The sequence below is a fragment of the Proteus hauseri genome, assembly GCF_004116975.1.
Taxonomy (GTDB): Bacteria; Pseudomonadota; Gammaproteobacteria; order Enterobacterales; family Enterobacteriaceae; genus Proteus; species Proteus hauseri.
The window spans coordinates 709,779-731,347 of record NZ_CP026364.1 but is presented as its reverse complement, the minus strand read 5'-3'; the positions used below and the strand labels follow the sequence as shown (position 1 = coordinate 731,347).

At 41.5% G+C, this 21,569-nt stretch carries 14 protein-coding genes, 2 tRNA genes and 3 rRNA genes; 17 read left to right on the top strand and 2 right to left on the bottom strand.

Annotated elements, in window-relative coordinates; translation table 11 throughout:
* Nucleotides 1-219 precede the first annotated feature (219 nt).
* From PH4a_RS03515 to PH4a_RS03475, 9 genes are all read left to right on the top strand, one after another.
* Nucleotides 220-1,762 (top strand): 16S ribosomal RNA (locus PH4a_RS03515).
* 84 nt (nucleotides 1,763-1,846) lie between these two features.
* Nucleotides 1,847-1,922 (top strand) — tRNA-Glu (locus PH4a_RS03510).
* A gap of 366 nt (nucleotides 1,923-2,288) precedes the next feature.
* Nucleotides 2,289-5,193, top strand: a 23S ribosomal RNA gene (locus PH4a_RS03505).
* Nucleotides 5,194-5,311: 118 nt separating this feature from the next.
* Nucleotides 5,312-5,427: ribosomal RNA gene (rrf, locus tag PH4a_RS03500) — 5S ribosomal RNA — on the top strand.
* Together the 16S, 23S and 5S rRNA genes with 2 tRNA genes alongside form the textbook arrangement of a ribosomal RNA operon.
* Nucleotides 5,428-5,476: 49 nt before the next feature.
* Nucleotides 5,477-5,553: transfer RNA gene (locus PH4a_RS03495), tRNA-Asp, on the top strand.
* A gap of 214 nt (nucleotides 5,554-5,767) precedes the next feature.
* Complete coding sequence (locus PH4a_RS03490) at nucleotides 5,768-6,553, top strand: endonuclease/exonuclease/phosphatase family protein (protein ID WP_129037797.1); 786 nt, start codon at nucleotides 5,768-5,770, stop codon at nucleotides 6,551-6,553.
* A gap of 191 nt (nucleotides 6,554-6,744) precedes the next feature.
* Nucleotides 6,745-7,932, top strand: coding sequence for an NAD(P)/FAD-dependent oxidoreductase (locus tag PH4a_RS03485; RefSeq protein WP_129037794.1), 1,188 nt, complete (start codon nucleotides 6,745-6,747; stop codon nucleotides 7,930-7,932).
* A 10-nt stretch (nucleotides 7,933-7,942) separates the two neighbouring features.
* A complete protein-coding gene (locus PH4a_RS03480; RefSeq protein ID WP_129037793.1) occupies nucleotides 7,943-8,341 on the top strand; it encodes a helical membrane plugin domain-containing protein in 399 nt (132 codons plus the stop codon).
* Between the two features lie 25 nt (nucleotides 8,342-8,366).
* A complete protein-coding gene (locus PH4a_RS03475) occupies nucleotides 8,367-9,548 on the top strand; it encodes a methionine gamma-lyase (RefSeq protein WP_129037791.1) in 1,182 nt (393 codons plus the stop codon).
* Nucleotides 9,549-9,634: 86 nt separating this feature from the next.
* Here PH4a_RS03475 and PH4a_RS03470 read toward each other — a convergent pair whose 3' ends face one another.
* Complete coding sequence (locus PH4a_RS03470) at nucleotides 9,635-11,002, bottom strand: amino acid permease (RefSeq protein ID WP_129037789.1); 1,368 nt, start codon at nucleotides 11,000-11,002, stop codon at nucleotides 9,635-9,637.
* A 165-nt stretch (nucleotides 11,003-11,167) separates the two neighbouring features.
* Between PH4a_RS03470 and queE the strand changes: the two genes are divergently transcribed.
* On the top strand, nucleotides 11,168-11,839 hold the full coding sequence (gene queE / locus PH4a_RS03465) for a 7-carboxy-7-deazaguanine synthase QueE (protein WP_129037786.1): 672 nt from the start codon (nucleotides 11,168-11,170) through the stop codon (nucleotides 11,837-11,839).
* A 71-nt stretch (nucleotides 11,840-11,910) separates the two neighbouring features.
* Here queE and queD read toward each other — a convergent pair whose 3' ends face one another.
* Complete coding sequence (queD, locus tag PH4a_RS03460; protein WP_164971522.1) at nucleotides 11,911-12,276, bottom strand: 6-carboxytetrahydropterin synthase QueD; 366 nt, start codon at nucleotides 12,274-12,276, stop codon at nucleotides 11,911-11,913.
* 296 nt (nucleotides 12,277-12,572) lie between these two features.
* On the opposite strand from queD, the gene cysJ reads away from it, so the two are divergent.
* The 7 genes from cysJ (at nucleotide 12,573) to cysC (ending at nucleotide 21,484) form a co-directional block, all read left to right on the top strand.
* Entirely contained in the window at nucleotides 12,573-14,390 is a 1,818-nt protein-coding gene (cysJ, locus tag PH4a_RS03455) for an NADPH-dependent assimilatory sulfite reductase flavoprotein subunit (protein WP_129037785.1), read from the top strand.
* A complete protein-coding gene (gene cysI, locus PH4a_RS03450; protein WP_129037783.1) occupies nucleotides 14,390-16,120 on the top strand; it encodes an assimilatory sulfite reductase (NADPH) hemoprotein subunit in 1,731 nt (576 codons plus the stop codon). Before cysJ ends, cysI begins: the two co-directional genes overlap by 1 nt.
* Nucleotides 16,117-16,848: a phosphoadenylyl-sulfate reductase gene (locus PH4a_RS03445; protein WP_129037781.1), complete on the top strand. Its 732-nt coding sequence runs from the start codon at nucleotides 16,117-16,119 to the stop codon at nucleotides 16,846-16,848. Before cysI ends, PH4a_RS03445 begins: the two co-directional genes overlap by 4 nt.
* 202 nt (nucleotides 16,849-17,050) lie before the next feature.
* Nucleotides 17,051-18,478 (top strand): siroheme synthase CysG, encoded by a 1,428-nt coding sequence (gene cysG / locus PH4a_RS03440; RefSeq protein WP_129037779.1) that lies wholly within the window; start codon nucleotides 17,051-17,053, stop codon nucleotides 18,476-18,478.
* A 13-nt stretch (nucleotides 18,479-18,491) separates the two neighbouring features.
* Nucleotides 18,492-19,400, top strand: coding sequence for a sulfate adenylyltransferase subunit CysD (gene cysD, locus PH4a_RS03435; RefSeq protein WP_129037777.1), 909 nt, complete (start codon nucleotides 18,492-18,494; stop codon nucleotides 19,398-19,400).
* A gap of 11 nt (nucleotides 19,401-19,411) precedes the next feature.
* Entirely contained in the window at nucleotides 19,412-20,863 is a 1,452-nt protein-coding gene (gene cysN, locus PH4a_RS03430; RefSeq protein ID WP_129037775.1) for a sulfate adenylyltransferase subunit CysN, read from the top strand.
* The gene (gene cysC / locus PH4a_RS03425; RefSeq protein ID WP_129037773.1) at nucleotides 20,864-21,484 is read left to right on the top strand and encodes an adenylyl-sulfate kinase; all 621 of its coding nucleotides are present in this window, start codon (nucleotides 20,864-20,866) and stop codon (nucleotides 21,482-21,484) included.
* Nucleotides 21,485-21,569: the final 85 nt, after the last annotated feature.

The following is a 21,569-nucleotide window of genomic DNA, read 5'->3' as shown; positions in this document are numbered from 1 at the left end:
ATGTAGAATGCACCTCCTCGCAACAACGCAGAAGACCGGAAACGGCAGCGAATGTTGCACTGCTCTTTAACAAATTATCAGACAATCTGTGTGGGCACTCACAGAGACGATATCTTCTAAAATATTTAGATGTATATAAGTCTTAAAGAGTGTTTACAAAAGTAAAATTCATTTATGAATGAAGCTAAGTATTCGATTTCTTTGAGCATCAAACACTTTTAATTGAAGAGTTTGATCATGGCTCAGATTGAACGCTGGCGGCAGGCCTAACACATGCAAGTCGAGCGGTAACAGAGGAAAGCTTGCTTTCTTGCTGACGAGCGGCGGACGGGTGAGTAATGTATGGGGATCTGCCCGATAGAGGGGGATAACTACTGGAAACGGTAGCTAATACCGCATGACGTCTACGGACCAAAGCAGGGGCTCTTCGGACCTTGCGCTATCGGATGAACCCATATGGGATTAGCTAGTAGGTGAGGTAATGGCTCACCTAGGCGACGATCTCTAGCTGGTCTGAGAGGATGATCAGCCACACTGGGACTGAGACACGGCCCAGACTCCTACGGGAGGCAGCAGTGGGGAATATTGCACAATGGGCGCAAGCCTGATGCAGCCATGCCGCGTGTATGAAGAAGGCCTTAGGGTTGTAAAGTACTTTCAGCGGGGAGGAAGGTGTTAAGATTAATACTCTTAGCAATTGACGTTACCCGCAGAAGAAGCACCGGCTAACTCCGTGCCAGCAGCCGCGGTAATACGGAGGGTGCAAGCGTTAATCGGAATTACTGGGCGTAAAGCGCACGCAGGCGGTCAATTAAGTCAGATGTGAAAGCCCCGAGCTTAACTTGGGAATTGCATCTGAAACTGGTTGGCTAGAGTCTTGTAGAGGGGGGTAGAATTCCACGTGTAGCGGTGAAATGCGTAGAGATGTGGAGGAATACCGGTGGCGAAGGCGGCCCCCTGGACAAAGACTGACGCTCAGGTGCGAAAGCGTGGGGAGCAAACAGGATTAGATACCCTGGTAGTCCACGCTGTAAACGATGTCGATTTGGAGGTTGTGCCCTTGAGGCGTGGCTTCCGGAGCTAACGCGTTAAATCGACCGCCTGGGGAGTACGGCCGCAAGGTTAAAACTCAAATGAATTGACGGGGGCCCGCACAAGCGGTGGAGCATGTGGTTTAATTCGATGCAACGCGAAGAACCTTACCTACTCTTGACATCCAGAGAATCCTTTAGAGATAGAGGAGTGCCTTCGGGAACTCTGAGACAGGTGCTGCATGGCTGTCGTCAGCTCGTGTTGTGAAATGTTGGGTTAAGTCCCGCAACGAGCGCAACCCTTATCCTTTGTTGCCAGCGCGTAATGGCGGGAACTCAAAGGAGACTGCCGGTGATAAACCGGAGGAAGGTGGGGATGACGTCAAGTCATCATGGCCCTTACGAGTAGGGCTACACACGTGCTACAATGGCAGATACAAAGAGAAGCGACCTCGCGAGAGCAAGCGGAACTCATAAAGTCTGTCGTAGTCCGGATTGGAGTCTGCAACTCGACTCCATGAAGTCGGAATCGCTAGTAATCGTAGATCAGAATGCTACGGTGAATACGTTCCCGGGCCTTGTACACACCGCCCGTCACACCATGGGAGTGGGTTGCAAAAGAAGTAGGTAGCTTAACCTTCGGGAGGGCGCTTACCACTTTGTGATTCATGACTGGGGTGAAGTCGTAACAAGGTAACCGTAGGGGAACCTGCGGTTGGATCACCTCCTTACCTAAGAGATACGTGTTATGTGTAGTGCTCACACAGATTGTCTGATGAAGAACGAGCAAAAGCGCGTCTGCGAAGCTGACAAGAGTCCCCTTCGTCTAGAGGCCTAGGACACCGCCCTTTCACGGCGGTAACAGGGGTTCGAATCCCCTAGGGGACGCCAATGCGCGGTATGAGTGAAAGGCGTACCACACTATGTCTGATGAAAATCAGAAAATAGTTAAAATAATTTAAGTAAGTTATTTTAACTATTTATGCTCTTTAACAATCTGGAACAAGCTGAAAAATTGAAAACAAATCAATATATCACCGAGGTATATTGATGAGTCTCTCAAAATCTCAAACTTTGAATGTGTTTTTGACATCAAAGTGGGATGCGCGAGCAATTTACAGTTCGAGGCGGACAGCGCGCAGCCAGCGCAACATACATAAGTATGTGAGCATGGCGAGCACTGCCCAACGACGAAATGTAATCTGCACAGCCATCACCACCAAGATTATCTTCGAAAAAGACACCTTCGGGTTGTGAGGTTAAGCGAATAAGCGTACACGGTGGATGCCTAGGCAATCAGAGGCGATGAAGGACGTGCTAATCTGCGATAAGCGTCGGTAAGGTGATATGAACCGTTATAACCGACGATTTCCGAATGGGGAAACCCAATATCCAATGGATATTATCATTACGTGAATACATAGCGTAATGAAGCGAACCGGGAGAACTGAAACATCTCAGTACCCCGAGGAAAAGAAATCAACCGAGATTCCCCTAGTAGCGGCGAGCGAACGGGGAACAGCCCAGAGTCTTAATCAATAGCAGCATCAGGAGAACGGTCTGGAAAGTCCGGCAGTAAAGGGTGATAGCCCCGTATCTGAAGATGTTGTTATTGTGAACTCGACGAGTAGGGCGGGACACGTGTTATCCTGTCTGAATATGGGGGGACCATCCTCCAAGGCTAAATACTCCTGATTGACCGATAGTGAACCAGTACCGTGAGGGAAAGGCGAAAAGAACCCCGGCGAGGGGAGTGAAAAAGAACCTGAAACCGTGTACGTACAAGCAGTAGGAGCCTCTTTTATGGGGTGACTGCGTACCTTTTGTATAATGGGTCAGCGACTTATATTCTGTAGCAAGGTTAACCGTATAGGGGAGCCGTAGGGAAACCGAGTCTTAACTGGGCGAATGAGTTGCAGGGTATAGACCCGAAACCCGGTGATCTATCCATGGGCAGGTTGAAGGTTGGGTAACACTAACTGGAGGACCGAACCGACTAATGTTGAAAAATTAGCGGATGACTTGTGGATGGGGGTGAAAGGCCAATCAAACCGGGAGATAGCTGGTTCTCCCCGAAAGCTATTTAGGTAGCGCCTCGTGAACTCATCTTCGGGGGTAGAGCACTGTTTCGACTAGGGGGTCATCCCGACTTACCAACTCGATGCAAACTGCGAATACCGAAGAATGTTATCACGGGAGACACACGGCGGGTGCTAACGTCCGTCGTGAAGAGGGAAACAACCCAGACCGCCAGCTAAGGTCCCAAAGTCATGGTTAAGTGGGAAACGAAGTGGGAAGGCTCAGACAGCCAGGATGTTGGCTTAGAAGCAGCCATCATTTAAAGAAAGCGTAATAGCTCACTGGTCGAGTCGGCCCGCGCGGAAGATGTAACGGGGCTAAACCATGCACCGAAGCTGCGGCAGCGACACTTAGGTGTTGTTGGGTAGGGGAGCGTTCTGTAAGCCTGCGAAGGTGTGCTGTGAGGCATGCTGGAGGTATCAGAAGTGCGAATGCTGACATAAGTAACGATAATGCGGGTGAAAAACCCGCACGCCGGAAGACCAAGGGTTCCTGTCCAACGTTAATCGGGGCAGGGTGAGTCGACCCCTAAGGCGAGGCTGAAAAGCGTAGTCGATGGGAAACGGGTTAATATTCCCGTACTGGTGGTAACTGCGATGGGGGAACGGAGAAGGCTAGGTTGTCCGGGCGACGGTCGTCCCGGTTCAAGCATGTAGGCAGAGTGATTAGGCAAATCCGGTCACTTAATGCTGAGGTGTGATGACGAACCACTAAGGTGGTGAAGCAATTGATGCCCTGCTTCCAGGAAAAGCCTCTAAGCTTCAGGTTACCAACAATCGTACCCCAAACCGACACAGGTGGTCAGGTAGAGAATACTCAGGCGCTTGAGAGAACTCGGGTGAAGGAACTAGGCAAAATGGTGCCGTAACTTCGGGAGAAGGCACGCTGGCGGTAAGTGAAGTCCCTTGCGGACGGAGCCGAAGCCAGTCGAAGATACCAGCTGGCTGCAACTGTTTATTAAAAACACAGCACTGTGCAAACACGAAAGTGGACGTATACGGTGTGACGCCTGCCCGGTGCTGGAAGGTTAATTGATGGGGTTATCCTTAGGGAGAAGCTCTTGATCGAAGCCCCAGTAAACGGCGGCCGTAACTATAACGGTCCTAAGGTAGCGAAATTCCTTGTCGGGTAAGTTCCGACCTGCACGAATGGCGTAATGATGGCCAGGCTGTCTCCACCCGAGACTCAGTGAAATTGAACTCGCTGTGAAGATGCAGTGTACCCGCGGCAAGACGGAAAGACCCCGTGAACCTTTACTATAGCTTGACACTGAACATTGAGCCTTGATGTGTAGGATAGGTGGGAGACTTTGAAGTGTGGACGCCAGTCTGCATGGAGTCAACCTTGAAATACCACCCTTTAACGTTTGATGTTCTAACCTAGGTCCATAATCTGGATCGGGGACCGTGTCTGGTGGGTAGTTTGACTGGGGCGGTCTCCTCCTAAAGAGTAACGGAGGAGCACGAAGGTTGGCTAAGCATGGTCGGACATCATGCGGTTAGTGCAAAGGCATAAGCCAGCTTGACTGTGAGAGTGACGGCTCGAGCAGGTACGAAAGTAGGTCTTAGTGATCCGGTGGTTCTGAATGGAAGGGCCATCGCTCAACGGATAAAAGGTACTCCGGGGATAACAGGCTGATACCGCCCAAGAGTTCATATCGACGGCGGTGTTTGGCACCTCGATGTCGGCTCATCACATCCTGGGGCTGAAGTAGGTCCCAAGGGTATGGCTGTTCGCCATTTAAAGTGGTACGCGAGCTGGGTTTAGAACGTCGTGAGACAGTTCGGTCCCTATCTGCCGTGGGCGTTGGAAGATTGAGAGGGGTTGCTCCTAGTACGAGAGGACCGGAGTGAACGCACCACTGGTGTTCGGGTTGTCATGCCAATGGCATTGCCCGGTAGCTAAGTGCGGAAGAGATAACCGCTGAAAGCATCTAAGCGGGAAACTTGCCTCGAGATGAGTCTTCCCTGTCACCTTGAGTGACCTAAAGGAACGTTTAAGACTAAGACGTTGATAGGCTGGGTGTGTAAGCGTAGCGATACGTTGAGCTAACCAGTACTAATGAACCGTGAGGCTTAACCTGACAACACCGAAGGTGTTTTGTCTGAGAGAAGAGACTAACATCAATAAAGTAAGCTTGTTTTAAGATTGAATTACTGGTTACGTGGAGAGATTGGCGTAACGGGTAATAACAGAATTTGCTTGGCGGCCATAGCGCAGCGGTCCCACCTGATCCCATGCCGAACTCAGAAGTGAAACGTTGTAGCGCCGATGGTAGTGTGGGGTCTCCCCATGTGAGAGTAGGGAACTGCCAGGCATTAAATATCGCCTTAATATCTTAAGATGTTAAAGCAAAAAGAATACGCGGAGCGGTAGTTCAGTTGGTTAGAATACCTGCCTGTCACGCAGGGGGTCGCGGGTTCGAGTCCCGTCCGTTCCGCCAACATTAAGAAACCTAAGTCTAACGACTTAGGTTTTTTTTTGCCTTAAATTTATAAAAAAACAAGCAAATAGATATAACAATTTATAAAGTGATGATTTTATATAAAAATAATTAATCTTATTGATCATTATATCCCTTAAAAAGATGAGGGTGTTGGTAAGCTTTGGTATACTGGGTAATAGCAAGAGATCCTATTGCTCATTTGAGGTTGCTAATGGCGAAAAAACCGACTTACTCCGTACGCTTTGTAGCGGGTCAACCTGTAGAAAGGATTGAACCAAGTGCTCCTTTAAATGAAAAAAGTGACTCTTTGCCTATTGGAATGCCACTTTATACCGAAGGCTACCTAAAAATTGCTGTTTGGAACATCTATAAACAGCAGCGGATCAACTGGCGAAATATGTTGGAAGTATTATCCACTGATACCCAACTGATCTTATTGCAAGAAGCTCAACCTACACCTGAACTTGTTCGTTTCGCTGGCGTTCATCATTTAATAGCGGATCAGGTTCCTGCTTTAGCTTTTCAGCAACATCCTGCAGGTGTAATGACTCTTTCTAGCTCCCACCCTATTTATTGTTGTCCTCTAAGAGAAAAAGAACCTTTTTTGCGCTTAGCTAAATCGGCATTAATTACAGTTTATCCATTAATTACAGGCGAACATTTAATGGTTGTAAATGTTCATGCTATCAATTTTAGTTTTGGTGTAGATGTTTATCAGCGTCAATTAAGCAATTTAGCGACCCATATCATGCATCATAAAGGTCCTATTATACTCGCTGGTGACTTTAATGCTTGGAGTCGGCCAAGAATTAATGTACTTAAACGTTTTGCTCGTTGGTTAAAACTAAGGGAAGTCCCTTTTGATAATGATTGGCGTACTCGCGCATTCGGTAAACCGTTAGATTATATTTTTTATCGAGGTTTATCATTGAATAAAGCGGAAGTGCTTATTACTGATGCTTCAGATCATCACCCTTTAATTGCTACATTTTATTAATACTATAAGTAATAACAAAAAATATAATCTCTTAAGCTTATTTAAATTTAAGAGATTGTTTCCCTTATTGACTAGAAAAATTAATTTCTTATTCAACTATCTACATGTATAATATATTGGTTATATTTAATACCTTATCTATACTTTTTAAATTGGTTTAATTCTAATTTGATATAAGGTATTAAATGTCGATGAAAAATATAATTATTATTGGCGGTGGTACCGGTGGGACTATTCTCGCTAATATTCTTTCGAAAAAATTAAACAATGAAATATTTTCAAATAAAATCAAAATAACGCTTATTTCTGATAATCCAAATCATTATTACAAACCTGCTTTTATGTATATTGCATTTAATCTTTTTTTAAAAGAAGAATTAATGCGTTCAGAACGAAGTTTATTAAGACCTGAAATAGAACTTGTTATTGATAAAGCAGAGCGTTTTGATTTTAATAATAAGATTATTTATTGTGAATCGAAGAAAAAATATAATTATGACTTTCTTGTTTTAGCTACTGGATGTATACCCCGTCTTGATAAAATTGAAGGTTTAAAAGAAGCTGGAAATCATTTTTATCAATATGAAGCAGCACGTAATCTTGCTGATAAAATTGCGACAATTGAGAAAGGTCGTGTATTTATTACTGTTACTTTTCCTGAAACACCTAATGTGCCTCATCAATGTGGTATTGCACCAATGGAAACTACATTGATGCTTGATGAATTTTTACGTCAACGTCGTGTCAGAAATAATATTGAAATTATTTATACCTATCCTACTGTTTCCCAGTTATTAAGAAACTGTCTCTTTATGCAACAAGAGGTTTGTGAGGTTCTTCCTGCGGTATTCTCAGAACGTGACATAAAAGCGAAGCGCGGCTTTACGCTAAGTCATGTTGATCCTGATAAAAAGATCGCTTATTCAAAAGAAGGTGAAGAAGAACCCTTTGATATTTTAATGAGTACACCACCTATCACGGCAGTGGAAGCAATTCGTAATACGGGATTAAGCGAATACAAAAATGGAGAAGGGTGGTTACCAACAGATCCTGAAACTTTACAAGTTTACGGACTGAATCAAGTTTATGTTATTGGTGACACCGTTGATCTACCTATTAGCAAAGCCGGTGGAAGTTGTCATAACCAAGCTGGTGTTATTGCTAATAATATTTGCGGAGAGCTTTGCTATGGCTATCCCGCTGCAATATATGACGGACGAGTTCAAGCAGTTGCTCAAATGGGGTTATCTGCAGGTATGCCTTTACAATATGACTATAAACATGATGTGACACCAACACCGCCAACTAAATTAGGTGGCTTATTACGTAATAGTTATAACCGAGGATTATATTGGGCGACAGTGAGAGGATTATTATAGGGGAATAATAATGAGTGAAAATAATTTAAATCTAGTAGAAAGTCAGCTATTTACTGATGAAGATAAAATACACCTTCAACATTTATTAGAAAAAGCAAGACCGCTATTAGCATTAAAACGTTTTGATAATATCGTTGACTTATTATCTTTAATTTCGGACTCAATTGATATTATCGATAATGCAACAGTCGAAAAACTTTCGGTGGCTTTTGAAGAAACGATGATCCCTGTTTGGGAGTTAAGTACAGCGTTTAATATGGCAAAAAAAGAATCTATTTATCAAGATAAAAAATATACATTAGGTTCAACTTTTTCATTATTAAAAAATCCAGATACGTTGAAAGGATTAACTATTGTATTAAGGACACTTCAGATTATTGGCGAGAATAATCAAAAAATAGATGTTTAACTATTATATTAATTAAGGAGATATAATGACACAAAGTAATAGGCAATTTAATACTCAGGCAATACATTATGGTTATTCTCCGTTAGATTATCAGGGAGCATTAGTGCCTCCTATTTTTCAAACATCTACGTTTGCTTTTCCAACCGCTCAATATGGTGCAGCCTGTTTTGCAGGGACAGAACTCGGTCATTTTTATACCCGAATATCCAATCCTACACTCGATTTATTAGAGAAACGATTAGCCCAATTAGAAAATGGTGAAGGAGCTGTCGTTTTTTCTTCCGGCATGGGGGCGATTACCTCAACATGCTGGTCATTGCTACAACCTGGTGATGAGCTGATTGCGGATATGACAATCTACGGTTGTACTTTTTCATACTTTAATCAAGGTCTTGCTAAATTTGGTGTAAAAATAAAACATGTAGATTTAACAGATCCTGCAAAATTAAAAGCTGCAATTACAGAGAAAACAAAGCTAATTTTCTTTGAAACACCCGCAAATCCTAATATGCGAGTGAGTGATATTGCTAAAATATCTGAAATAGCACACCAACATCATATTTTGGTCATGGTTGATAGCACCTATTGTTCTCCTTATTTACAAAAACCATTAGAACTCGGTGCCGATATCGTCGTGCATTCCATGACAAAATATTTATCAGGTCATGGTGATGTAATGGCCGGCGCAATTATTACTACTCATGAGTTAGCCAATAAAATACGCGTTGAAGGCTTAAAAGATATGACAGGCGCCTGTTTATCTCCTCATGATGCTTCTTTAATATTAAGAGGGATAAAAACGCTAGGTATTAGGATGGAGCAAGTTTGTAAGAATGCACAGCATATTGCTCAATTTCTTGAAGATAATCCTAAAGTAGAAACTATTCATTATCCTGGGCTTCCTTCTTTTCCTCAATATCAACTGGCAAAGCAACAAATGCGTTTAGCCGGTGGAATGATAACAATTGAATTAAAAGGTGGAATTAAAGCGGGTAGAGATTTCCTTAATCGCTTAACACTCTTTACTCGCGCTGTTAGCTTAGGAGATTGTGAGTCTCTAGCTCAACACCCTGCAACAATGACTCATGCGACTTATAGCGCAGAAGAACGTCAAAGACATGGTATTAGCGATGGCCTAATACGACTATCAATAGGTCTGGAAGATGTTGAAGATTTAATTGCAGATTTAGATCAAGCACTAGCTTAATTAATTTTTAGTCGCAAAACAAAAGACTGTGAATATTTCACAGCCTTTTTAATTATTGTAGATAATTTATAGCAGATAGGTGCTCATTATTTTGGGGTCATTCTTGGTTTGATACCAACATAATAACCGATAGTTAAAATAGCAACCCACACCATACCGACCACTAATGCCATTCGGGTTGATTCAAAATAACCTAAAATCGCAATAACAAACGCCATAAAGACGATGGTTAATGCAGGTGCAATAGGCCAAAGAGGGACTGGGAATTTTAGTGTTTTTACTTCTTCAGCGCTCATTTTACGGCGCATAGCAACTTGAGAAAGCAAAATCATTAACCAAACCCAAACTGTTGCGAACGTTGCGATAGAAGCAATAAGAACAAAGATCTGCTCTGGGATAAGGTAGTTAAGCACCACGCCTAAAAGCAGCACAACAGACATCACTAACACCGTCATCCAAGGCACACCATTACGGGTGAGTTTCATAAAGGATTTTGGTGCTTGTCCTTCTTGTGCCATACCATACATCATACGACCTGCACCAAAGATATCACTATTAATGGCAGAAATAGCTGCGGTGATAACGACAAGGTTTAAGATATTCGCGGCTGAGTTAATCCCTAGATTTGAGAAAATCTGCACAAATGGACTTCCGTTATGCCCAATTTGTTGCCAAGGGAAAATACACATCAGAATAAAAATTGTTAGTACATAGAATAACAAAATACGAAATGGTACAGCGTTAATCGCTTTAGGAATGGTTTTTTCAGGATCTTTTGCTTCACTTGCGGTAATACCAATAACTTCGATACCACCAAAAGCAAACATCACTATGGCGAGCGAGGCGATAACCCCCTCTATGCCATTAGGCATAAAGCCACCAAACTCCCATAAATTAGAGATACCAATAGGATGCTCGGTTTGTTGACCAAAACCGTACATCATAATGACAACACCACCAATAATCATCGCAATAATGGCAGTGACTTTAATAATAGAAAGCCAAAATTCCATTTCACCGAATATTTTTACATGGCAAAGATTTAAGGCGCCAATAAAACAGACTATCCCCAATACCCATATCCATTGCTCAACATCAGGAAACCAGAGCTTCATATAAAAGCCAAATGCAGTTACGTCAGCCAAACAGACGATAAGCATTTCAAAAACATAGTTCCAACCGGTTAAAAAACCTGCGAGTGGCCCCATGTAATGGCTTGCATATTGTGAAAATGAACCTGCAACAGGGTGATGAACGGCCATTTCCCCTAATGCACGCATAACCATAAAAACGGCAGCACCACCAATAAGATAGGCGAGTAATACAGCGGGACCTGCTTTTTCTATCGCAGCCGCAGAACCATAAAATAACCCTGTACCAATTGCAGAGCCTAGCGCCATGAAACGAATGTGCCGCCCTGACAGACCTCGTGAAAGCTGATTTTCTTTTTGCATCTAAAATATTCCCATCTCTGTCCAACCGAGCAAACCGGTTCTTTTTTCAGTGTCTTCTCGCACGTTAGCTATTCAAAACAAACCATGTACCTTATCATAAAGCCTCTTACGGTGAGATAGTTATCTGTAATAATCATCAGCATTCATTGGATATCAGAGTTTCTTATGCAATACCCCATAAACGAAATGTTTCAAACTTTACAAGGTGAAGGTATTTTTACTGGCGTTCCTGCTCTTTTTGTTCGTCTACAAGGATGTCCCGTTGGCTGCAGTTGGTGTGATACCAAACATACATGGGAAAAAGAAGAAGAAAAAAAAGTTCCTATTGGCGATATTCCAATTAAAACGCAAGAAAGCGATGCTTGGGGAAATGCAACGGTTGATGAAATATTAGCGCTGTTTCAACAACAAGGTTATAGCGCAAGACATGTTGTTATCACAGGAGGAGAACCTTGTTTATATGATTTACGCCCCTTAACGGAAGGTTTGGAACAGGCAGGATTTAATTGCCAAATCGAAACTAGCGGTACTCATGACATTTTATGTAGTGAACAAACGTGGGTTACGCTCTCGCCTAAAGTCGGGATGCGAGGCGGTTTTACGGTATTACCTAGTGCAATAAATCGCGCTAACGAAATAAAACACCCTGTTGGTCGCCAAAAAGATATTGAAGCATTAGATGCATTACTCACATTAAGAACATCGCTGCCAGCACCTGTTGTTGCACTACAACCCATTAGTTGTAAAAATTCGGCGACGAAATTATGTATAGAAACCTGTATTGCTCGAAATTGGCGATTCTCAATGCAAACGCACAAATATTTAAATATCGCCTAATATGATGTTGTTCTCGCAAGCAAAAAAAAATCAGCCAATAACAGGCTGATTTTTTTTTAGGTGACAGATAATTACTCACCGCGATAAATACATCCTGCTGTGCAAGTCTCTTTAACCATCACGGCTGATAACAATGGCAGTGTTGGCTTGACTTGTTGCCAAATCCATTTTGCTAATACTTCGCTGGTCGGATTTTCTAATCCTGCAATGTCATTAAGATAGTAGTGATCTAGGCTATCAAGAGTCGGTTTAAATGCGGCTTTAACATCGGCAAAATCAATTAGCCAGCCTGATTGTGCATCAACTTCACCTGTTAGCTCTAATCTAACAAGAAATGAGTGTCCATGAAGGCGACCACATTTGTGTCCTTCAGGAACATGCGGTAGGTGGTGTGCGGCTTCAAACTGAAAATCTTTAAAGATGGTGGTTATCATCAAAACTCTCTTGACTTAATGAATGAAAAAAGAAACAGATAGAACGAAGTTTACTAGTGTAGCTGATTTGCCGTATCACGCCTAATCGCCTTAACCTCAGTTGCTTATTATATTTCTTTTTGCTTAGTGATTTTATCAATAAAGGAAATCGATAAATAAATTTAGTATTTAAGGTTATTAGATAGAGCAAATGGGTCTTTAATTCATCTTCTGGTCGTGAGATACCTTTCCTTCATCAGAAAAATATTACAAAACAATAAAGCACTATAAAGGTGCCTCGCTTTTTTAAGGCAGGATAAATGAGCAATCAACCCCCGTTTTTATCAATGCTTCCGTTAACGCCAGAGCAATTGAACAAATTACAGGACGTAACCAAAGATTTAGCGCCAGCACAAATTGCGTGGCTTTCAGGCTATTTTTGGGGACAACTTAATCAGCCAGCGAGTACGACCTCTGTTACTTCTGAGTTAACCACCCATCTTATTCCTGAAGTAGAAACGGTCACGATAATTTCGGCTTCTCAAACCGGAAATGCTCGCCGTCTTGCGGAACAGCTACGAGATAATCTAGTCACAAATAAATTAAATGTAGAGTTGTATTCAGCAGGTGAGTACAAATTTAAACAAATCCATAAAGCCACCACCTTAATTATTGTGACATCGACACAAGGTGAGGGCGAGCCACCTGAAGAAGCTATCGCATTTTATAAATATTTAAATACTAAAAAAGCGGCTGAGATGAAAAAAACCTCTTTTGCCGTACTGAGTTTAGGTGATTCATCCTATGAGCAATTTTGCCAAGCAGGTAAAGATTTTGATGAACGTATTGCCCAGTTAGGAGCAACTCGATTATTACCAAGAGTTGATGTGGATGTTGACTATCAAGACATCGCAAATCAATGGATAACAGAGTTAACCAATGTATTAAAAGTGCGAGTACCAACCCAAAATGCGGCGGTGTTACAACACACACAATCCGGTACAACAGACACCATAACTGCCTCTCGCTATCATCGAGATGCACCTTTTACAGCAACCTTATTAACTAATCAAAAAATTACGGGCAGAAATTCTGATAAAGATATTCGTCATATTGAATTCAGCATTGAAGGCTCAGATTTGCAGTATCAACCTGGAGACGCACTTGGTGTTTGGTTTGATAATTCAGTTGAAAAAGTTGATGAGCTAATCGGGTTATTATGGCTAAAAGGTGATGAACTCGTTACGGTAAAATCACAAACTCTAATGTTAAAAGAAGCGTTATTGCATCATTGTGAATTAACGCAAAATAGTGCTCCTATCGTAAAAGCTTATGCTCAGTTAACTCGCCACGAAGATTTACTATCACTTGTTGCTGATAAAACAAAGCTTCAGCAATATGCTGAAAAATATCCCATAAATGAAATGGTGCGCCAATATTGTGCTCAACCTATGGCTCAAGATTTTATTGATATTTTGCGTCCACTCACACCTCGACTTTACTCTATCGCATCCTCTCAACAAGAAGTTGGGGATGAAGTGCATCTCACTTTGGGGGTGGTGCGTTATCAAGTCAATGGTCGTGCTTACGCGGGTGGTGCTTCAGGTTTTCTTGCTGATAGGGCAGAAGAAGGCTCTGCTATCAATGTTTTTATCGAAAAGAATGATCACTTTCGTTTACCGAATAATAACGATGCGCCAGTTATTATGATTGGCCCAGGTACAGGTATTGCTCCATTTCGAGCTTTTATGCAGCAGCGTGAAAACGACGGTGCAACGGGTAAAAACTGGTTGTTTTTTGGTAACCCTCATTTTGTTGAAGATTTTCTCTATCAAGTGGAATGGCAACGTTATGTCAAAAACGGTTTGTTAACTCATATCGATTTAGCATGGTCACGTGATCAATCTCATAAAATTTATGTACAAGATAAATTACGTGAACAAGGCAATCAAATTTGGCAATGGTTACAACAAGGGGCTTATCTCTATGTTTGTGGCGATGCATCACGGATGGCGAAAGATGTTGAACAAACTCTATTAGAAATAGTGATGAAGTATGGCAATAAAGATATTGATGAAGCAGATGAATATTTAAGTGAGCTACGTCTAGAACGACGATATCAGAGGGATGTCTATTAATGAAATCACATACTCAAACGCCCTTGATTGTTGAAGGGAAACTGGCTGATAGCGAACGCATGAAAAAAGAAAGTCATTTTCTGCGCGGTACTATTACAGAAGACTTACAAAATGGCTTAACGGGCGGTTTTGAGGGCGATAACTTCCTATTAATTCGCTTTCATGGCATGTATCAGCAAGATGATAGAGATATCAGGGCAGAACGTGCTGAACAGATGCTAGAACCTCGTCATGCTATGATGTTACGTTGTCGTTTACCTGGTGGCATTATCACCCCCAAACAGTGGCTAAATATTGATAAATTTGCGACAGAAAATACTCTCTATGGCAGTATTCGCATTACTAATCGTCAAACTTTTCAATTTCATGGCATCTTAAAAGGTGATGTAAAACCAGCGCATCAGATGTTAGCTTCGGCAGGCTTAGACGCTTTGGCAACAGCTAATGATGTTAATCGCAATGTTTTATGTACTTCTAACCCAGTGCTATCGTCATTGCATCAAGAAGCGTATGAGTGGGCTAAAAAAATATCAGAACATCTTTTGCCTCGAACCCACGCTTATGCGGAGATCTGGCTAGATAAAGAAAAAGTCGCTACCACTGATGAAGAACCTATTTTAGGTGAGACGTATTTACCGCGGAAATTTAAAACCTCAGTGGTTATTCCACCTCATAACGATGTTGATCTTCATGCCAATGATATGAACTTTATCGCGATTGCTGAAAATGGACATTTAGTTGGTTTTAATGTGCTGGTAGGTGGTGGTTTAGCCATGACACACGGCGATAAAAACACCTTTCCGCGTTTGGCTAGCGAATTTGGTTATATCCCTATCGATAAAACACTGGCAGTGGCAGAAGCGATTGTGACGACTCAACGTGATTGGGGAAATCGCACAGAACGTAAAAATGCCAAAACCAAATACACACTAGAGCGTGTAGGAATAGAGACGTTTAAACAAGAAGTTGAGCGTCGTTCGGGCGTTAATTTTGACGATATTCGCCCTTATGAATTTACTCATCGTGGTGATCAAATTGGTTGGTTAAAAGGTGTTGATAATAAATGGCATCTTACTTTATTTATTGAAAATGGACGATTAATTGATAATCCAGATTCACCATTAAAAACAGGTGTAGCTGAAATCGCTAAAATTCATCATGGTGATTTTCGTTTAACCGCCAATCAAAACTTAATAGTGGCTGGTGTGCCCGAAAATGAAAAAGCCAATATTGAGGCGATTGCACGTCAATATGGCTTAATTAGCGATAACGTAACACCATTGCGCCAACATGCTATGGCGTGTGTTTCATTTCCTACATGCCCACTGGCAATGGCTGAAGCAGAGCGTTTTTTACCTGCATTTACTGACATCCTTGATGGTTTAATGACAAAGCATAGTATTAGCGATGAACACATCGTTGTGCGCGTGACGGGATGTCCTAATGGTTGTGGTCGAGCAATGTTGGCTGAAGTTGGGCTGGTGGGGAAAGCACCAGATCGTTATAACCTGCATTTAGGTGGAAATCGCATCGGTACACGGATCCCAAGAATGTATCGTGAAAATATAACTTCACAAGAAATTATCGGAATACTTGATCTTTTGATCGGTAATTGGGCAATTTATCGAAATTCAAATGAAGGTTTTGGTGATTTTCTTATTCGTACTGATGTGATTAAACCTGTCATTAATTCAGCTGTTGATTTTTATGAGTTGCAGGAGGCGATATGAGCCTATTGCCGCTATCTCAATTAGTGCAATTACCCGCTGATAAACAGAAACTAGCATTAGCGGAAATTAACCAACGACTAGAGCAAAAAAATGCCATAGAACGTGTTACTTGGGCTTTGGAATATTTACCTAAAGAAGGGGTGTTAAGCTCAAGTTTTGGTATTCAAGCAGCTGTTTGTTTGCATTTAATGACTCAGCAATATCCTAATATTTCTGTGATTTTAACTGACACGGGCTATCTTTTCCCTGAAACTTACCAGTTTATTGATACATTAACGCGACAGTTAAAACTCAATTTAAAAGTTTATCAGGCTGAAATATCTTCATCTTGGCAAGAAGCGCGATATGGCAAGCTTTGGGAACAAGGTGTTGAGGGAATTGAACGTTATAACCAAATAAATAAAGTTGAGCCAATGGAAAGGGCATTAACCGAATTAAATGCTCAAACATGGTTTGCGGGGTTACGACGTCAGCAATCAAAGAGCCGAGAACATTTACCCGTGCTTTCTATTGCGAAAGGTACTTTTAAAATGCTGCCTATTGTTGATTGGGATAATAAACAAATTTATCAATACCTTAAGGAAAATAATTTGCCATATCATCCATTGTGGGATCAAGGTTATCTTTCTGTGGGGGATACCCATACAACACGTAAATGGGAAGACGGTATGAGTGAAGAAGATACTCGCTTTTTCGGCTTAAAACGTGAGTGTGGATTACACGAATAGCGTAATAGCTAAATATTAAAATTATTTGGGTAATAGAGAAATTTATTACCCTATTTGTCGTTTTTTTTATTATTTTATTGAAAAATAAAGTTTTTTCTTATTCCTTTCTGTTCCATCTCATAGCTTTTTGTCATTTCATAAGCGCTATTTCTCCTTTTATAGTCATTACTCATAAATTGAACAAATAAATGAGAATACGCGTATGGATTATCTGCCATTGTTTGTGGAATTAAAAAATCGCCCAGTGCTACTGGTTGGTGGTGGCCATGTTGCAGCGCGTAAAGCACTTCTTTTATTACGCTCCGGAGCCAAATTAAAAGTTATTGCGCCTAATCTATGTGATGAGTTGTATCAATATCATCAGCAACAGAAAATTGAGTGGGTATCGGCACAGTACCAGTCAGAACAGTTAATTGGGATGATGTTAGTCATTGTGGCAACAGATGATAGTGAACTGAACCAGCAAGTTTATTTTGATGCTCAAGCTCGGCATATTTTTGTCAATGTGGTGGATTCTCAGCCTCAGTGCTCTTTTATTTTTCCTGCCATTATTGATCGCTCACCTATTTTGGTTGCGATTTCCTCTGCGGGTAAAGCTCCCGTATTAGTCAGAATGCTACGTGAAAAATTAGAGGCGCTATTACCAACATCGTTAGGAACTATGGCGACTATAGCGGGAAAGTGGCGTAGCAGAGTGAAGCAACAATTGCAGACATTTCAAGCGCGCTGCCGATTTTGGGAGCAAGCTTTTAGTGGGAAATTTGCTGCTTTAGTTGCTAGTGAGCAGATTGCCCAAGCACAAGCGCAATTAGAGCAACAACTTCAGCAGCCAAAAAATCATCATCAAGGAGAGCTAGCTCTTGTTGGTGCAGGGCCGGGTGATGCTGGCTTATTAACATTACGAGGCTTACAAGTTATTCAACAAGCAGAAGTTGTACTTTACGACAGCTTAGTGAGTGCTGAAGTATTGGAATTGGTTCGCCGTGATGCTGAGACGATTTGTGTTGGTAAAAGAGCGGGATATCACAGTGTTGCTCAAGAAGAAACTAACGCATTGATTGTGAAATTTGTTCAACAAGGCAAACGCGTTGTTAGGCTAAAAGGGGGCGATCCGTTTATTTTTGGCCGAGGTGGTGAAGAGTTAGAAGTTGCTACTGAACATGGTATCGCTTTTCAAGTGGTTCCTGGTATTACCGCCGCTAGCGGCGCGAGTGCTTATGCTGGTATTCCTTTAACTCATCGTCAATATGCTCAAAGTGTCACTTTTATGACTGGGCACTGTAAAACCGATGGTATCGAGCCTGATTGGGCTGCTTTAGCTAAAGCTAATCATACTTTAGCCATTTATATGGGCACCACTAATGCGCAGCTTATTAGTCAACGCTTAATCGAATATGGTCGCTCGTCATCTACACCTATTGCGGTAATTAGCTGTGCAACACGCACAGAGCAGCAAGTTTTTACGGGAGATTTAACTCAATTAGCTGAATTAGCTGCTAAAGCGCCGATGCCTGCGTTGTTAATTGTCGGCGAAGTGGCCGCTCTTCATCATCAATTGGCTTGGTTTAGTGATAAACAAAGTCAACAAGTACACGCTTCATCGCGTTCATCCTTGATTCATTTTGCCTAAAAAAGGGATTGTTATGAATGAAACACAATTAACGCATCTTCAGCAATTAGAAGCCGAAAGTATTCATATTCTTCGTGAAGTTGTCGCTGAATTTGAAAATCCCGTCATGCTTTATTCAATTGGCAAAGACTCATCAGTGATGCTGCATCTTGCTCGTAAAGCTTTTTATCCCGCTAAATTGCCTTTTCCTTTATTGCATGTTGATACCGGTTGGAAATTTCGCGAGATGTATGAGTTTCGCGATAAAACAGCAAAAGAATATGGGTTCGATTTAAAGGTTTATCGCAATCCACAAGGTGCTGAATTAGGTATTAATCCGTTTACTCATGGTAGTGCAAAACACACTGACATCATGAAAACAGAAGGGCTAAAGCAAGCATTAGATAAATATGGTTTTGATGCGGCATTTGGTGGCGCTCGGCGTGATGAAGAAAAATCGCGTGCTAAAGAACGTATTTATTCATTTAGAGACAGATCTCATCGTTGGGATCCGAAAAATCAACGCCCTGAATTATGGAAAAATTATAACGGACAAATTAATAAAGGCGAAAGTATTCGTGTATTTCCGTTATCAAACTGGACTGAACTCGATATTTGGCAATATATCTATTTAGAAAATATCGATATTGTTCCGCTCTATTTTGCCCAAAATCGTCCCGTTATTGAGCGTGATGGCAACTTAATTATGGTTGATGACGACAGAATTGATCTAAAACTAGGTGAGGTTATTACACAGCAGAAAGTCCGATTTAGAACACTTGGATGTTGGCCTTTAACAGGGGCAATTCTATCACAAGCAGAAACACTACCCGCCATTATTGAAGAGATGCTGATTTCCACCAGCAGTGAGCGACAAGGACGTTTGATTGATAGCGATCAATCCGCATCAATGGAACTAAAAAAACGTCAAGGTTATTTCTAATAGGAGGATGTATGGGATTAGCAGCCATCAAAACAAATCAAATTATTGCGGGTGAAATTGCGCAGCTCGGTGGTGTTGAACGTTATCTTAAAACACAACAAAATAAAGGGTTATTGCGATTTTTAACCTGCGGCAATGTTGACGACGGAAAAAGCACACTTATTGGACGCTTACTTCACGATACGCGGCAGATCTACGAAGATCAGCTTTCTATATTGCAAAATGAAAGTAAAAAAATCGGAACGCAAGGTGAAAAACTCGATCTTGCTTTGCTGGTGGATGGATTAGCCGCAGAACGTGAGCAAGGGATAACTATTGATGTGGCTTATCGTTATTTCTCTACGGCCAAACGCAAATTTATTATTGCGGATACGCCAGGACATGCTCAATATACCCGCAATATGGCGACAGGAGCATCAACAAGTACGCTTTCTATTCTGCTGATCGATGCTCGAAAAGGGGTACAAGAGCAGACTCGCCGGCATAGTTTTATCAGTACTCTATTAGGTATTCGTCATTTAATTGTAGCGATCAATAAAATGGATCTAGTGGATTATCAGCAGGCTGTATTTGAGTCGATCCAACAAGACTACCTTTCTTTTGCTGATCAGTTACCAACCGATCTTACTATTGAATTTGTCCCTATATCAGCGCTTGATGGTGACAATGTTGTTTCTGTTTCACAAACAATGCCGTGGTATCAAGGTAAAACATTGCTCTCATTACTCGAAGATGCACCAATTAAATTAGCTGTTGGAGCTCAATCTCTGCGTTTTCCTGTGCAATATGTTAATCGGCCAGATTTAGATTTTCGCGGATATAGCGGAACTGTTTCTTCTGGCGTGTTGTATCAAGGGCAACAAATAAAGATATTGCCTTCAGAACAAACTTCGACGATTAAACGTATTGTGACGTTTGATGGTGATTTAACTCAAGCCAAAGCAGGGCAAGCGATTACGCTGGTTTTAGCTGATGAAATTGATATTAGTCGTGGTGATATTATTGTTGATGCAAATGAATCAACAATCAATGTTAGTAACCATGCACTGATTGATATTGTGTGGATGTCAGAGCAACCTTTAGTTCAGGGGCAAATACTTGATATCAAAATTGTGGGTAAAAAAAGCCGAGCAAAAATTGAAAATATTCACTACCAGGTTGATGTTAATAATTTAACGCAACAAGTGACTGATAACTTAGGACTTAATGCTATTGGTAGTGTTGAGGTTTCATTTGAAGAGCCATTAGCACTTGATAACTACCAATATAATGCTGATACCGGTGGGATGATTTTTATTGATAGATTGAGTAACGTTACTGTTGGCGCAGGTTTAATTAGAGAGACACTCGCTAATCAACAAGAAACAACCTCACAATACGATACATTTGAGCTAGAACTTAATCAGCTTATTCGACGTCATTTTCCTCATTGGGGTACCAGAGATTTACTTGGAGGAAAATAGATGACGATAAAAAATAATATTGTATGGCATCCTCATACCATAGAACAAAAAGATCGTGAAGCAAGACAAGCACATAAAGGATGTGTGCTTTGGTTTACCGGATTATCAGGTTCAGGTAAGTCAACCCTTGCTAATGCATTAGAACAAGCACTTTATCAATACTCACTCGATAGTGCTCCTATTCGTACCTATTTATTAGATGGTGATAATTTACGTCATGGGCTTTGTGCTGATTTGGGATTCAGTGACATAGATCGTCATGAAAACATTCGTCGTGTTGGTGAAGTGGCAAAATTAATGGTCGATGCAGGATTAATCGTATTAACAGCATTTATCTCGCCTTATCAGCAAGACCGGCAGCAAATAAGAGATCGTTTTGCACAAGGTCGATTTATTGAGATCTTTGTCGATACACCTTTAAGCCTTTGTGAAAAGCGTGATCCCAAGGGGTTATATCAAAAAGCTAGGCGTGGCGAAATAAAGCAATTCTCTGGTATTGATTCACCTTATGAAGCACCTGTTAACCCCGAATTACATTTAAATGGTGCTCTTCCTCTTCCTGAATTAACTCAGCAAATCTTCAGTTTTTTACAAAAAAATCAATTTTACTCATTGAGCTAATTTTGTATTCTTCTTTTTTGTGTGTTCTCTCATCATAGGGAATACACTTTTTTATTATTAATAATGTAATATATTCCAGCGCTTT

Excerpts from the sequence above, each read along its gene's own strand:
- PH4a_RS03490 (WP_129037797.1), top strand. The coding sequence starts at position 5,768 with ATGGCGAAAAAACCGACTTACTCCGTACGCTTTGTAGCGGGTCAACCT.
- PH4a_RS03485 (WP_129037794.1), top strand. The coding sequence starts at position 6,745 with ATGAAAAATATAATTATTATTGGCGGTGGTACCGGTGGGACTATTCTC.
- PH4a_RS03480 (WP_129037793.1), top strand. The coding sequence starts at position 7,943 with ATGAGTGAAAATAATTTAAATCTAGTAGAAAGTCAGCTATTTACTGAT.
- PH4a_RS03475 (WP_129037791.1), top strand. The coding sequence starts at position 8,367 with ATGACACAAAGTAATAGGCAATTTAATACTCAGGCAATACATTATGGT.
- PH4a_RS03470 (WP_129037789.1), bottom strand. The coding sequence starts at position 11,002 with ATGCAAAAAGAAAATCAGCTTTCACGAGGTCTGTCAGGGCGGCACATT.
- queE (WP_129037786.1), top strand. The coding sequence starts at position 11,168 with ATGCAATACCCCATAAACGAAATGTTTCAAACTTTACAAGGTGAAGGT.
- cysJ (WP_129037785.1), top strand. The coding sequence starts at position 12,573 with ATGAGCAATCAACCCCCGTTTTTATCAATGCTTCCGTTAACGCCAGAG.
- cysI (WP_129037783.1), top strand. The coding sequence starts at position 14,390 with ATGAAATCACATACTCAAACGCCCTTGATTGTTGAAGGGAAACTGGCT.
- PH4a_RS03445 (WP_129037781.1), top strand. The coding sequence starts at position 16,117 with ATGAGCCTATTGCCGCTATCTCAATTAGTGCAATTACCCGCTGATAAA.
- cysG (WP_129037779.1), top strand. The coding sequence starts at position 17,051 with ATGGATTATCTGCCATTGTTTGTGGAATTAAAAAATCGCCCAGTGCTA.
- cysD (WP_129037777.1), top strand. The coding sequence starts at position 18,492 with ATGAATGAAACACAATTAACGCATCTTCAGCAATTAGAAGCCGAAAGT.
- cysN (WP_129037775.1), top strand. The coding sequence starts at position 19,412 with ATGGGATTAGCAGCCATCAAAACAAATCAAATTATTGCGGGTGAAATT.
- cysC (WP_129037773.1), top strand. The coding sequence starts at position 20,864 with ATGACGATAAAAAATAATATTGTATGGCATCCTCATACCATAGAACAA.